This window comes from Amycolatopsis saalfeldensis (assembly GCF_900110575.1).
Lineage (GTDB): Bacteria > Actinomycetota > Actinomycetes > Mycobacteriales > Pseudonocardiaceae > Amycolatopsis > Amycolatopsis saalfeldensis.
On record NZ_FOEF01000022.1, the window covers coordinates 166,140 to 179,725 of the forward strand.

Here is a 13,586-nt window from a genome sequence, read left to right on the forward strand (position 1 = left end):
CGCCCCGCCCGACCCGCCACACCCTTCGCTTCGTCCCGACCCACCCGACGTCCGCGCCCCGCCCGACCCCGCTCCACCTTCGCTTCGTCCCGGCCCACCCGACGTCCGCCTCGCCCGGTGCTCGACCCGTCCCGCGTTCGCCCTCTCCCGGCTTCAGCCCACCCCGCGCCCGACGTCTGGTCTGCCCCCGCGTTCGCCTTGTCCCGACTTCGGCCCACCGCGCCCGACCTCCGGTCTGCCCCCGGTTTCGCCCTGTCCCGACTTCGGCCCACCGCGCCCGACCTCCGGTCTGCCCCCCCCGGTTTCGCCCTGTCCCGACTTCGGCCCACCGCGCCCGACCTCCGGTCTGCACCAGTGTTCGCCCTGTCCGTCCGGCTTATCCCACGTCCGGCTGTCTGGCCCAGGCCCCACGGCGGGATCCCCGCGGCGGCTCTGCCTTCGACTCCCGCCCCGCACTTCCCGGGCAGCGACTCCCAGTCCACAGCCGCGTCGGCTCAACCCAGCGCAGCCAAGCAACCGGCGACCACAAAAGTGTTTCGCAGCAACGGAATCGGGTCAGGGACGGACGCCGGGCAGGTGTGTGTTGGCGCGGCGGACGTCCGCGGCGAGCGCAGGGACCTCGATCACCTGGCGGCCGGCAGCCGTCAGCTGCTCGACTCCCTCGGCCTCGACGAAGAGTGACGGTTCGCGCCACGCCATGACCACTCGCGGGATCGCCGTCGCGAGGATCAGCTGGGTGCAGCTGCGCGGGTGTGACGCGCGGGCGCTGCACGGCTCGAGCGAGCTGTACATCGTCGCGGTCGCGAGGCGGGGATCGTCCGGGGAAAGCTTCGCGAGCGCGGCCTCTTCGGCGTGGTTGCGCGGATCGCCCTCGCCGGAATGCCCGGTGGCCAGCACGGTGCCGTCGGGGGCGGCGATCACCGCGCCCACGCGGAACGTCGAGCTGGGCGGGCACTCGTCCGCGAGCGCGATCGCCTGGCGCAGCCGCAGCACGTCGAGCGCCGAGGGCTCGGCGGCCACGCGGTAGTGCAGCACCGCGACGTCGCCCAGCTGCCGCACTTCCGACAGTCGCAGCGGCCGCGGGACGGCGCCGGTTCCCAGGAACCGCGGCGCGCGCGGGTCGCCGACGGTGATCGGCGCGATGGCGAGCCGCAGCTCGTCGGCCAGGCCCGCGGCGAGGAACTGCGTGTGCACGGCGCCGCCGCCCTCGACGAGCAGCCGCCGGACGCCGCGCGCCCCGAGGTCGTCGAGGATCCGCCCCAGCTCGGGCGGCGTGCCGGCGTCGACAAGCGTCGCGAGGTCACGCAGCTCGTCAGCGACCATCGGCGGCGCGTAAACGAGCTTCGTCGTGTCACCGGCGGTGAAGAAGCGCGAGGCCGGGTCGAGCTTGCCGCTGGTGGTCACGGTCACCTTGATCGGCTGCTCCGGCCGCCCCGCGGCAAGCCGCTCGCGGCGCAGCTCGGCCGAGCGGACGAGCAGGCGCGGGTTGTCGGCCCGGACGGTGCCCGCGCCGACGAGAATCGCGTCGGACTCGGCGCGCAACCGGTCGACCTCGGCGAAATCGTCCTCATTGGACAACAACAGCCGGGTGCTGCTCGCGTCGTCGAGATAGCCGTCCAGCGACTGGGCGGCCGAGAGCACGACGTGGGGCCGGGCGGTCATCGAGGCTCAGCGTTCATGCCGGGCTCATAGCGGCAGCACGGCGTACTGGCGGACGTGCAGGTCGGTGTAGGTCACCGGCCCGCGCGGCCCCGGCACCCGGTCCAGGTTGATGCCCGTCTCGGGGACGGCGAGCAGCTTGAAGCCGTCGAGCAGCCGGGTCGGCGCGTTCCAGAACACGCCGGTGCCGGTGTAGCCGTCGAAAAACGCGTCGGCCGCGGCCGGGTCCTCGGTGGCGATACCGGCTGCGAGGCCGGACGTCTGCTCGTTCGCGACCTCCACGGCCTGAGCCAGCCCGGTCACCTTCTCGACCGTGACGGTCGCCTCCCGCTCGGAGTCCAGCGCCCACTCGTACCCGACAGCGTGCTCATGCGGCGCCAGCGACGGCGTCACTCCGCGCCCGGCCAGCGCTTCCGCGATGGAAGGCCAGACCGCGTCGTGCGCGCCCTCGTGGATGAGCAGCAGGTTCAGCCGGTTGCAGACGCCGAGCCGGTCGAGGCTGGCGGACACGAGGTCGCGCACCTTGCCGGGGTCCGCGGCCGCGTCGACGTACAGCACGCCGCCGCCGTCCGCGTGGGCCAGCGTGCCCACGCCGTGCATCGCCGCTTCCCTGGCCAGCTCGCGTGTGCTGTCACCGCTGCCGCGCAGGATCACGAGCGGCACCAACGAGGGCAGCCGCACCAGCGCCGAAGCAGCCTCCCGCTCGACCCGCGGCACCAGCTGAACCACGGCCGGGTCGATCCCGGCATCGGCGAGCGACGGCGCGATCACGGTCTCCCGCAGCCGCTGCGCGGACCCCAGCGCCGCCGACCCCGTGCGCAGCACCCCGGCATTGCGCGACTTGACCAGCTGCGAAGCCACGTCCACGGTCACGTTCGGCCGCGCCTCGTAGTTCGCCCCGATCACGCCGACCGGCCGCCGCCGCTCCACCAGCCGCAGCCCGCCGTCCAAAGTGGACACATCAATGGACCGGGCCTGGTGCGGCGCGCCGGACAGCAGCTCGAGCTGCTCGGCCATGCCGGTGAGCCGCTCGGGGGTGATGGTCAGCCGGTCCAGCAGACCGGCGCTCATCCCCTCCGCACGCGCCTTGGCGATGTCGGCACCGTTGGCTTCGAGGATCTCCTCGCGGTACGCGACCAGCCGCTCGCCCATGCGAGCCAGCGCCGCGTCCACCACCTCGTTGGTCGCGGCAGCCAGCGACGGCGCAGCCCGCTTCGCCGCCCGCGCGCAACCCTCGACGGCCTTCGTGACCTCGTCCAACGTTACGTCTCCCTCCGCGCGATCCAGCAGAGGTCCAGTCTGCCGCACCCGCCCACATCGGAAGACGACGGGCTCAGCCCTCGGGAAACACCGGCCCCGCGCACCACCCCGCGACAGGCAGCTCGCAGCACACCCGCGTCGGCTCGCCACCAACCGTGCCAGCCAGCTCGCAACACGCCGACACCAGCTCGCAGCAGCTCCCGCGTCACGCCGCACCACGCCCACACCGGCTCGCGCACCAGCCCGCGTCACGCCGCACCACGCCCACACCGGGCTCACGCGTCAGCCCACGTCACGCCGCACCACGCCCACACCAGCTCGGGCACCAGCCCGCGGCAGCCCTCGTATCAGGCCGCACCGCCCGGACCAGCTCGCTCATCAGGGCGCGTCAGGGCGCACCACGTCCGCAGCAGCTCGCAGGTCAGCCCGCACCGCGCCCGGTCAACTCGCGCAGCAGCCGCTCGTACGCCCGGGTCGGCTCGCGGCCAGCCGTGCCAGCCAGCTCGCGACAGGCAGGGCCGCTCGCAACACGGCCGGGTCAGCCGGCTCGCAACAAGCCGGTCAGCTCGCGAACGGCCCAGACCCGCGTCAGCTCGCGACGGGCTCCAGCAGCCACAGCGCACCCGCCAGCAGGCAGCTCACCGTGAGGACGGCGAACACCAGCACCCACAACACCGCGGGCACGCCGGTGAGCCGGCCCAGCTGGTCGGCGTCGGAGTCGCGCGCCGCGCCGCGCCGCCGCTTGACCTGCAGCTCCACCACCGGCCGGACCCCGCCGAACAGCAGGAACCACGTCAGCAAGTACGCGAACGGCGCCTGCACCACCGACGGCGCCACCAGCGCCACGAGCCCCAGCACCACGGCACTCGCGACCACGGAGAACACCCCGTAGGCGTTGCGCACCATGATCAGCACGCCGAGCAGCAGCAGCGCGACCACCACGAGCACCGCCGTGATCAGGTCGGACCCCAGCAGGCTCGCGAACAGCAGGCCCAGCACCGACGGCGCCACGTAGCCGGCCATCGCGGTGAAGGCCATGCCCGGGCCCTCGGGCTTCCCGCGCGACACCGTGACGCCCGAGGTGTCCGAGTGCAGCTTGATCCCGCGCAGCCGCCGCCCGACCAGCACCGCGGCCAGCCCGTGGCCGGCCTCGTGCACGATGGTGACCACGTTGCGAGCCAGTCGCCAGGGCGTCCCGCCGACCAGCACCACCAGCAGCGCCACACCGCCGGTGATCAAAGTGATCGCGCCGGGCGTCTGCGCCTGGGTGAGCGCGTTGTCGATGGCGGTGCCCGTCCCGCTTCCGGCAGCGGCGGCCAGCCCGGACGCACCGGGCAGCCCACCCGGCACCAGGCGGCCGAAGACGGACGAGACATCGAAGGCGGTCGAAATCACGCCGTCACCTCACCACAGCCCGCATCTGGCCCCTGTTAGCGCCCGCCGTACCTCGGCCAGGTCACTCCGCTATGGGGCGCCTCATCCCATCGCGGCTCCTTTCTCGTTTTGACGGTGTCGTTCGGTCTCAGCGGTCGGTTTGCCCCGCGCCCGACCGCGGGAGGTGCGCGGCTGAAACGGGACCGTGTGCGGGAGGGCCCTCCTGCACACGAAACGCGCGGAACAGCCAGAGTGCGCGCCGGAACACGGTCCGCTCGGTGTCCCGGTCGAGCCGCGCCGCACCACAGCACGCGACGTGGCCAGCCGCGGTGCCACCGCACACGAGGTACGCGGTCTCCGGGCGACGGCCGCGGTACCACGGCCGTCGCCCGGTGCGGACCTGACGGGAGACAGTCGGGCCGGGCACCGGCACCGCGGGGCGAACGGGCGCCGAGAGATGCGGGCGGGTTCCCGTCGGGACCAAGGCCGGTGCGGGAGGCACCGTCGGAGTCCGAGGGCGGCGGGCGTCAGGCGGCCATCACCTCCTCCATGATCGGGACCGCGTCGCGGTCGACGCGGAGGAGGAGGGCGGCCCAGCTGCGGTAGGGGCGCCAGGCTCCGGCCAGGAGTTCGAGGTCCGCGGGGCCGACGGAGTCCAGCAGGCCGTACTCCTCGCGCATCGCGTGATGGAGGCGGCCATCGGCGCGTGGGAAGAAGTCCGGGTGCCCGGCGCCCCGGGCCAGGATCTGCTCGGCGGAGAACTGGCCGATGCCCGGGATCTCACGCAGCCGCTCGAGCGCGTCTGCCACCCGCATGGCGCGCAGCTCGGCGGGGTCGAGGCGGCCTTCCGCGGCAGCTTTGGCGACGGCGCGCAGCCGGGCGGTCCGGAAGTCGGCCAGGCCCGGTTCGAAGGGCAGGTCCGCGAGCACGCCCGGCGTTGGGAAGGACAGCACCCGGTACCCGCCGACCTCGACGACCTTTCCGTACCGCTCCGCCAGCCGCCGCCGGAGGCGCATCGCCTGGCTGAAGCGCATGCCTTGCGCGAGCACGGACCAGCAGCCCGCCTCGTACGGCGAAGAGAACAGCACCGGCCGCAGCCCCGCTCGCCGCGCCTGCAACCCGGCCAGCACCGGGTCGCGGAAGCCGAGGCCGGTGAAACCGGACCCGTCGACGTCCAGGGACAGCATGCGGCCGACCTGGGCCAGGACCCGGCCTGCCGCTTCCACCGGCGCGCTCACCTCGACCTCGACGGTGCCGAAGGCGCCGGGAACTGCCGAACTCGCGGAGGACAGTGGACGGCCGGACTGATCCGGATCAGCTGGGCCTGCGGAGAAGGACCGCGCCGCAGCCGGACCGTGGGAGCTCCGGCCGGACGGGCCGATACCGGGAGAGGGCCGCAGCGGGGACACCGCGCCGAAATCATCGGAAGAACCCGCGAAAACGGGGCTGGGCGAGCCGGTGGTGAAGACATCGGTGCCAGGCTCGCCGGGCGTTCTCTGCCGGATCGTGGCGCCGACATGGCGCCAGTCGCCGTCGGAGGGGAAGGCCAGCCGCAGCACGCCGGGCTCCGCGGCGGCGTCCGGGCGGCCCGCCGGGCCGAAACCGGCCAGGAAACGGGTGGCGGCGGACAGCTCGAACGGGCCCCGCACGGCGATCTCGCCGGTGGGCAGCTCGGTGCGGGCCAGGATCGGTGTGGTCATCGCGGGTCCCTCCTCTGCGGGCTCCGGGGTTGGAGGCCGTGGTGGGGAGATTAGGAATGGGGGGTGACAATCTGGGCCCTCGAACTCCTGATCGGGGATATCTTCACTCGATCGTGGAGGGCAGGTAGTGGGCATACTGCCGGTATCCGAACCCGCCGCCCCCCAGGAGTCCCCGTGCCGACCAGCCGTCCGACCGACCGGGACCGATCAGCGGACCGGACGGCCACGCCGCCGACCAGCCCGGACCGCCTCGCCGGCCTGCTCACCGGCCCCGCGACCGCGACTGCCGAAGGCTTCCTCGACGCTCTGGGCGACGTCCCCCAGGCCGGGCCGACGACCGGGATCGCCCAGCGCCTGATGCGCACCACGCTGCTCCCCCAGGTCTACGAGCACTACTGGCGCCCCACGCTCGGCAGGCTGTTCAAGGGGCCGTTCGGACCGAGCATGGCCGGCGAGGTCCGGCTGGCGGCCGAGCTGCTGGCGCTGCGCCCGGGCCAGGTCGTGCTCGACGTCGCGTGCGGCACCGGCCGGTTCACGCGCGCGTTCGGCGAGGTGGTCGGCGAAGAGGGCTTCGCCATCGGCCTGGACGGTGCCCGCAGCATGCTCACCCGCGCCGCCGCGGAGCGGAATCCGGCCGGCGTCGCCTACCTCCGCGCGGACGCCGTCCGGCCGCCGCTCAAGGAGTCCACTGTGGACGCCATCTGCTGCTTCGCCGCACTGCACCTGTTCGCCGAGCCCGAACGCGCGCTGGACTCGTTCGCGCGAATCCTGCGCCCCGGCGGCCGGATCGTGGTGCTCACCAGTGCGCGCCCCGGCTGGCAGCCCGCGCGGCTGGCCGGCTCGGCAGGCGGGATCCTCAGCGGGCAGCGGATGTTCGACCGCGGCGAGATAGCCGCGAGCCTGCGCGCCCGCGGCTTCGTCGCGCTCAGCGAACAGTATTCGGGCCTCATCCAGATCGTCGCAGGGAAGCGGCCCGAGCCGAGCTGATCCACTTTGTCGGTGCCGCGGGTTAGCATCGCCGCATGACCCACTCCGCCCCCGTCCCACCCGACGACAGCCACCTGCGCGCCTTGCTCGAAGCCACGGCCGAAGCGGTCGAGGCCGCCGAACCGCTCGGCTCCGATCACGCCGGAGCCGGCGCGGAAGTCCGGGCTGCCGTGGGGCAGGAAGTCCAGGCACGCGCGGAAGAACTCGTCGCACTGAGCCAAGACCTGCACGCCCACCCCGAAGAAGGCTTCACCGAGCACCGCTCCGTCGCCGCGCTGGCCGACCTGCTGCACGAGCACGGTCATGAGGTGACGGTCGGGCTCGGCGGCCTCGACACGGCGTTGCGCACGAGCACCCCGGACAACGGCGGCCCGCACATCGCCGTGTTGTCGGAGTACGACGCGCTGCCCGGGCTCGGCCACGCATGCGGGCACAACGTCATCTGCACCGCGGGCGCCGGCGGATTCCTCGGCGCCGCCGCGGTGGCCGAACAGCTCGGCGGGCGCGTTTCCCTCATCGGCACACCGGCGGAGGAAGGCGGCGGTGGCAAGGAGACGCTCGCCAGGGCGGGCGTTTTCGACGACGTCGACGCGGTGATCATGCTGCACCCGTTCAGCCACGACATCGCGCTGCACCCGTTCCTGGGCCGGCGCCAGCTCGAGATGGTGTTCCACGGGGTCGGGGCCCACGCTTCCGCGCAGCCGTTCATGGGGCGCAACGCACTCGACGCCGCCGTGGCCGCGTACCAAGGTGTGTCGGCACTGCGGCAGCAGCTGCCGTCCACCGACCGCGTGCACGGTGTCTTCACCGACGGCGGCGCGCGTCCGAACGTGATCCCGGAGCGGGCGGCGCTGCTGTTCTACCTCCGTTCCGCGGATCCGGAGACCCTGCGCGACCTGGCGAAGCGGATGACCGCGATCGCGCACGGCGCTGCCGAGATGACCGGCTGCGGCGTCGAGCTGAGCTGGGACGCGCAGCCGGCGTACCTGCCCATCCGGTTCAACACCACGCTCGCCGGGCGCTGGTCGGTCAACCAGCTCGGCACCGGCCGCAAGCCGCTGCCGCCGGGCATCGTGCCGGAGTTCCTCACCGGCTCGACCGATCTGGGGAACCTGTCCTTCCGGATGCCGTCGCTGCACCCGATGATCGCGGTCTCCGGAGCCACGGTCGCCTTGCACACCAAGGAGTTCGCCGAAGCGGCCGGATCGCCGTCCGGGGACAAGGCCGTGGTCGACGGGGCGCTCGGGCTCGCGCTCACGGCCGCCGACTACCTGGCAGACGAGGCGCTGCGCAAGGCGGTACACGACGAGTTCGAAGCTTCCGGAGGTGCGCTCGACGTCCCGTCCTTCTTCGACTGACCCCGCCGTGCTTCGACCGACAGATCGGAGAACCCCGTGAACGCTGAGGAATGCCTGAGGATTCTCAGCTGATTCTTCTCAGCAAAGCCCCGGGTGTTTCCACAGGATTCTCACAAGCACGAGCGCGAACCTGGGTACATGACCGAGAACGAGAGTCGGCCCGGCCCCGCCTCCACCGGTGGGCACCAGCCGCACCAGAGCGTCCACCCCCAGTACGGCCCGTACCCCCAGTACGGGTACCAGCCGCAGGCCGCGCCGAATCCGCTCTTCACGCCGCAAGCGCAGACGGTCATCCCGCAGCCGCCGCGGAAGAACCGCAGGCTCGCGGCCGTGGTCAGCGGGACCGCGCTGGCCGCCGCCCTGATCGGCGGCGGCGCGGGTGCCGCGATCGTCGGGCTCACCGGGACCTCGGTCGCCTCGTCGCCCACGTCGTCGGCGGTCACCGGCCAGACGGTCAGCAGCACGACCTCGAACGGCGACGTCAGCGCGGTCGCGGCGAAGGTCGTGCCGAGCGTGGTGCAAGTCAACGTCACCACCGCGCAGGGCGAGGCGATCGGCTCCGGCGTCATCCTCAGCTCCGACGGCCGGATCCTCACCAACGCCCACGTCGTCGACGGCGCCCAGAGCGTCACGATCACCACCTCGGACGGCAAGAAGTACCAGGCCAGCGTGATCGGCGCCGACACCAAGGGCGACATCGCCGTGGTGCAGGCCAAGAACGCCAGCGGGCTGACCGCCGCCACCCTCGGCGACTCGAGCAAGCTCGTCGTCGGCCAGTCGGTCGTCGCCATCGGCTCGCCGGGCGGCCTGCAGAACACCGTGACCACCGGCATCGTCAGCGCGCTGAACCGGCCGCTGTCCGACGTCGGCCAGCAGCAGCAACAGCAGCAGTCGCCGTTCGGCCGGCAGACCTCGAACGAGTCGTCGAACAGCGGCCCGAGCTACACCGCGATCCAGACCGACGCCTCGATCAACCAGGGCAACTCCGGCGGCGCGCTGGTGAACGCCCAGGGCGAGGTGATCGGCATCAACTCCGCGCTCTACAGCCCGTCGGCCTCGGCGAACGGCGCGGCGGGCAGCGTCGGGATCGGCTTCGCCATCCCGATCAACGACGCCAAGACGATCGTGAACCAGATCGTCAACGGCTGACCAGGTCGCGGACGGACCGCGGTCGGGGCGGCCCGTCCACTTCCTCGCTCACTGTTCGGGGCAAGGCGAGGAACCGGTGAAGGCCGCTCTCCCAGGGAATCGGGGCCCGGGGAGAGCGGCCTTCACGCTGTTCACAGGTCGTAGGACAGGGTGAACGTATGGTGGCCCGCCTCGTCCTGCGTGATCGCGGCGGTCCCGGAAAGGCCGGTCAGCTCACCCGATCCCGAGCCGTCGAGGACGACCAGCGACAGCCCTTCGTCGCCCGCGGTGTGCCGAAGCACGAACGTCCCCTTGCGGCCGTCCACCGAAACCGAGAGTCGTTCGAAGGCGACGTACGCGCGTGAAATCGCGTTCGTCGCGGTCAGCATCTCGACGGTGCTGCTCCCCTCGACCGAGCCGGTGAACGTCTTGGCGATCGCCACCCGCGCGAACTCGGTGCCACCCGCCTCGTCCTGGGCCTGCGGCTCCCACTTGTCCAGCTCGAACGTGGCGACGGCGATGCGGGTCATGACGCTGGTTCTCCTCTTCCCGGGTGGCTGGCTCGCCCCAGCTTGCCGGGCTTACCTGCCATCCCCTGTCAGGTTTTCAGCGCCTACGGTTGCCGAAGAGTCCCCGTGTGACCTCCCGGCCCAGCGCGTTCGCGGCGGAGCGCATGAACGACTTCACCGCCGGGTTGCTCATCGCCTGCGAGATGATGCCGGGCTCTTCCTTCTCCGGTTTGGGCGCTGGGGCGGGGGCATCCGGCTGGGCGGGCGCCTCAGCGGGTGGGGCGGCGACCTTCGCGGCCAGCTTCTCGTACGCCGACTCGCGGTCGATCGTCTCGCTGTACTTGGCGTGCAGATCGGACGCGGCCACCGCGGCGGCGACGGCATCCGCACCGGCCGAGCCCATCTTCGACCGCGGCGCCCGCAGCCGCGTCCAAGCGACCGGTGTCGGCGCACCGCGCTCGGACAGCACGGTGACGATCGCCTCGCCGATGCCCAGCGACGTCAGCGCCGACTCGAGGTCGTAGTGCGGCGTCTTCGGGTACGTCTTGACCGTGCGGGTGAGCGCCTTCTGGTCGTCAGGCGTGAATGCGCGCAAGGCGTGCTGCACCCGCGCGCCCAGCTGCGACAGCACGGCGTTCGGGATGTCGGTGGGCAGCTGCGTGCAGAAGAACACGCCGACACCCTTGGACCGGATGAGCTTCACGGTCTGCTCGATGCGCTCCAGGAACGCCTTCGACGCGTCCGCGAAGAGCAGGTGCGCCTCGTCGAAGAAGAAGACGAGCTTCGGCTTGTCGAGGTCGCCCTCCTCGGGCAGTTCCTCGAACAGCTCAGCCAGCAGCCACATCAGGAACGTCGAGAACAGCGCGGGCTTGGCCTGCAGATTGTCCAGCTCCAGCAGCGTGACGACACCCTTGCCGTCGGACTGCCGCATCAAGTCGTGCACGTCCAGCTCCGGCTCCCCGAAGAAGTCCTCACCGCCCTGGGCCTCCAGATTGGACAGCGTGCGCAGGATGACCCCGGCCGTCGCGGCCGAGACGCCGCCGATGCCCTTGAGGTCGGCCTTGCCCTCGTCGCTGGTCAGGTGCGTGATCACCGAGCGCAGGTCCTTGGTGTCGAGCAGCGCGAGGCCACGCTGGTCGGCCCAGTGGAAGATCAGGCCGAGCGTCGACTCCTGGGTTTCGTTGAGCCCCAGCACTTTCGACAGCAGCACCGGGCCGAAACTGGTGATCGTCGCGCGGATCGGCGAGCCCTTGCCGCCCGTGCCGAGCGACAGGAACTGCACGGGGCTCGCGGCCGGCGTCCAGTCGTCACCCAGCTCCTGCGCGCGTTTGGCCAGCTTGTCACTGGGCTCGCCCGCCGCGGCCAGCCCTGAGAGGTCGCCCTTGACGTCGGCCAGCACCACCGGCACGCCCGCCGCCGACAGCTGCTCCGAGATCAGCTGCAGGGTTTTCGTCTTGCCGGTCCCGGTCGCGCCCGCGACCAGCCCGTGCCGGTTCAGCGTCGCCAGCGGCAGCCGCACCGCCGCCGACGAGTCCGCCGTCCCGTCGATCACCACGGCGCCCAGCTCGACCGCGCCACCCTCGCTGACATACCCGCCGGCGATCTCCGCCGCTGGCCCCGACCCCTGCTCGGCCACTGGCCGCACCCCGTTTCCGAGTCCGAAATCACACCGTTTCACCTGGCCGCCCGAGCGTAACGCGCCGAATGCGCAGGTAACCCCGCTGACATCCCCGTGTCGGGTTAGGGTTGTCCAGGTGACCGACCACCTAGTCTGGATCGACTGCGAGATGACGGGGCTCGACCTCGGCAAGGACGCGTTGATCGAAATAGCCGCGCTGGTGACCGACGCGGACCTCAACGTCCTCGGTGACGGCGTCGACATCGTCATCCACGCCGACGACGCCAAGCTCGACGGCATGCCCCAGGTCGTCCACGACATGCACGCCAAGTCCGGGCTCACCGAAGAGGTCCGGGCGTCCGCCGTCACCCTCGCCGAAGCCGAGCAGCGGGTGCTCGACTACATCCGCGAGTTCGTCCCGGACCCCGGCACCGCCCCCCTCGCGGGCAACTCCATCGCCACCGACCGCGGCTTCATCTCCCGCGACATGCCGGCCCTCGACGGCCACCTGCACTACCGCATGGTCGACGTGTCCTCGATCAAGGAACTCGTCCGCCGCTGGTACCCGCGGATCTACTACGCCAAGCCGGAGAAGGGCCTCGCCCACCGCGCGCTCGCCGACATCAAGGAGTCCATCGGCGAGCTCGACTACTACCGCAGCGCCGCCTTCGTCCCCCAACCCGGCCCGACCAGCGACCAGGCCAAAGCCGCCGCCGCCGAAGTGGAGGAACGCCACCGGGGGTAACCCCCTGAAAAGCGCTCGCGCGGGCACGCTACGATTGCTCTCAGCAAGGTGGCCACAAGGTTCCCTCGCAGATGGTGGGCGTAGCTCAGCTGGTAGAGCACCTGGTTGTGGTCCAGGAGGTCGCGGGTTCGAAACCCGTCGCTCACCCCATCACCCCAGTTCGGTCGGACTCTGGCGAGTCCTCCCCGGGCTGGGGTTTTGCCTTTTCTTGTGGGGGTCGAACCCCCACACCCCCGCCGGAGGCTTGCCCCCGGACCCCCTTAGGGATGGGTGGATGGGGGCGTGGCGTTGCGGGGCTTGGGCTGGATGGTGGGCGTGATCACGGGCAGGCGGGGGGTATCCGGAGGCCGCTCGAGTCTGGCTGTGGTTGGCCGTTTTGGGCTGGATGTCCAAGTGCGGCGGGGTCCGACCAGGCCCTTGGCGGATGCGCTCCGTTAACGGGACCCCCTTGAAACACGGCCTGAACACCCTGCTAATCTTTTCCACGTCGCCGAGGGAGACCAAAGCGGCGGGCAACACAAGCGCCATTAGCTCAATTGGCAGAGCAGCTGGCTCTTAACCAGCGGGTTCGGGGTTCGAGTCCCTGATGGCGCACCCTCACCCCCCAGGTCACTTAAAATGGTGACCTGGGGTTTTGTGTTTTCTGGAAGCAGATCTTCCGCTTTCTGACTGTCCACTGTGGTCGGTAACGTGCCCGAGACGAGCCCGAGCCGTCGCGTTGCCGTCCGCGGGATGATCTTGGCCGTAGCCTCAGCTGCGGCGAGAGCCACTTCGGGAAGCACCGTGGTGTAGGTGTCTGCGGTCACCGTGATCGAGGAATGCCGGAGCATGTTCTGCACCGTCTTCATGTCCGCACCAGCCGCGAGCGCCAACGTCGCCGCACCATGGCGAAGGTCATGCAACCGGATCGGCGGCAACCCAGCCAGACGCGCCAGCTCCTGGAACCTCGCGGTGACATCCGCCGGATGCAACGGACTGCCATCAGGCTGAGTGAACAACAGGCCACTCTCGACCCAATCCGAGCCAAGCCGGCCGCGGGCCGTGTCCTGGTCCGCCAGATGCTGACGCAGGACGAGCACCGTGTCGCGATCCAACGCGACCAAGCCTTCGGACGAGGTGGTCTTCGGCGAGGCCTGCCCGGTTTCCCACCCGTACTGCACGATCTGATTCGCCACCTCGAGCGTCGCTGCGTCGAGGTAGGTGTCGGAGCGGCGCTGTCCGCACGCCTCCCCGCGCCGCAGCCCGACA

The 13,586-nt window shown here is 71.4% G+C and carries 10 protein-coding genes, 2 tRNA genes and 1 pseudogene; 6 read left to right on the top strand and 7 right to left on the bottom strand.

What is annotated here, in order from left to right; translation table 11 throughout:
* Positions 1–555 precede the first annotated feature (555 nt).
* The 4 genes from BMY97_RS37080 to BMY97_RS37095 all read right to left on the bottom strand — a co-directional run bounded on the left by BMY97_RS37080 (position 556) and on the right by BMY97_RS37095 (position 5,993).
* Entirely contained in the window at positions 556–1,662 is a 1,107-nt protein-coding gene (locus BMY97_RS37080; RefSeq protein WP_091626812.1) for a dihydrofolate reductase family protein, read from the bottom strand.
* Positions 1,663–1,686: 24 nt separating this feature from the next.
* Positions 1,687–2,919 (bottom strand): aldehyde dehydrogenase family protein, encoded by a 1,233-nt coding sequence (locus BMY97_RS37085; protein ID WP_091626815.1) that lies wholly within the window; start codon positions 2,917–2,919, stop codon positions 1,687–1,689.
* Between the two features lie 588 nt (positions 2,920–3,507).
* Positions 3,508–4,203: a M50 family metallopeptidase gene (locus tag BMY97_RS37090; protein WP_245787695.1), complete on the bottom strand. Its 696-nt coding sequence runs from the start codon at positions 4,201–4,203 to the stop codon at positions 3,508–3,510.
* 617 nt (positions 4,204–4,820) lie between these two features.
* Entirely contained in the window at positions 4,821–5,993 is a 1,173-nt protein-coding gene (locus BMY97_RS37095; protein ID WP_091626817.1) for a DNA-3-methyladenine glycosylase family protein, read from the bottom strand.
* Positions 5,994–6,167: 174 nt separating this feature from the next.
* Between BMY97_RS37095 and BMY97_RS37100 the strand changes: the two genes are divergently transcribed.
* The 3 genes from BMY97_RS37100 (at position 6,168) to BMY97_RS37110 (ending at position 9,487) form a co-directional block, all read left to right on the top strand.
* A complete protein-coding gene (locus BMY97_RS37100) occupies positions 6,168–6,980 on the top strand; it encodes a class I SAM-dependent methyltransferase (RefSeq protein ID WP_091626820.1) in 813 nt (270 codons plus the stop codon).
* Positions 6,981–7,015: 35 nt separating this feature from the next.
* Entirely contained in the window at positions 7,016–8,338 is a 1,323-nt protein-coding gene (locus BMY97_RS37105) for a M20 family metallopeptidase (protein ID WP_091626823.1), read from the top strand.
* A 138-nt stretch (positions 8,339–8,476) separates the two neighbouring features.
* Complete coding sequence (locus BMY97_RS37110; protein WP_091626825.1) at positions 8,477–9,487, top strand: S1C family serine protease; 1,011 nt, start codon at positions 8,477–8,479, stop codon at positions 9,485–9,487.
* Between the two features lie 131 nt (positions 9,488–9,618).
* Here the strand turns inward: BMY97_RS37110 and BMY97_RS37115 are convergent, their stop codons facing one another.
* Positions 9,619–9,996, bottom strand: coding sequence for a DUF3224 domain-containing protein (locus tag BMY97_RS37115; protein WP_091626828.1), 378 nt, complete (start codon positions 9,994–9,996; stop codon positions 9,619–9,621).
* Positions 9,997–10,072: 76 nt separating this feature from the next.
* Positions 10,073–11,611 carry a helicase HerA-like domain-containing protein gene (locus BMY97_RS37120; RefSeq protein WP_091626831.1) on the bottom strand — a complete coding sequence of 513 codons (1,539 nt, stop codon included), beginning with the start codon at positions 11,609–11,611 and terminating at the stop codon, positions 10,073–10,075.
* 118 nt (positions 11,612–11,729) lie between these two features.
* Here BMY97_RS37120 and orn point away from each other — a divergent pair, with 118 nt between their 5' ends.
* From orn to BMY97_RS37135, 3 genes are all read left to right on the top strand, one after another.
* Positions 11,730–12,338, top strand: a complete 609-nt coding sequence (gene orn, locus BMY97_RS37125; protein WP_091626834.1) for an oligoribonuclease — start codon at positions 11,730–11,732, stop codon at positions 12,336–12,338.
* A 74-nt stretch (positions 12,339–12,412) separates the two neighbouring features.
* Positions 12,413–12,488, top strand: a tRNA-His gene (locus tag BMY97_RS37130).
* Positions 12,489–12,859: 371 nt separating this feature from the next.
* Positions 12,860–12,932 (top strand) — tRNA-Lys (locus BMY97_RS37135).
* A 197-nt stretch (positions 12,933–13,129) separates the two neighbouring features.
* On the opposite strand, the pseudogene BMY97_RS49710 reads toward BMY97_RS37135, so the two are convergent.
* Positions 13,130–13,579: pseudogene (locus BMY97_RS49710) on the bottom strand (tyrosine-type recombinase/integrase); the annotation flags it as partial.
* Positions 13,580–13,586 lie beyond the last annotated feature (7 nt).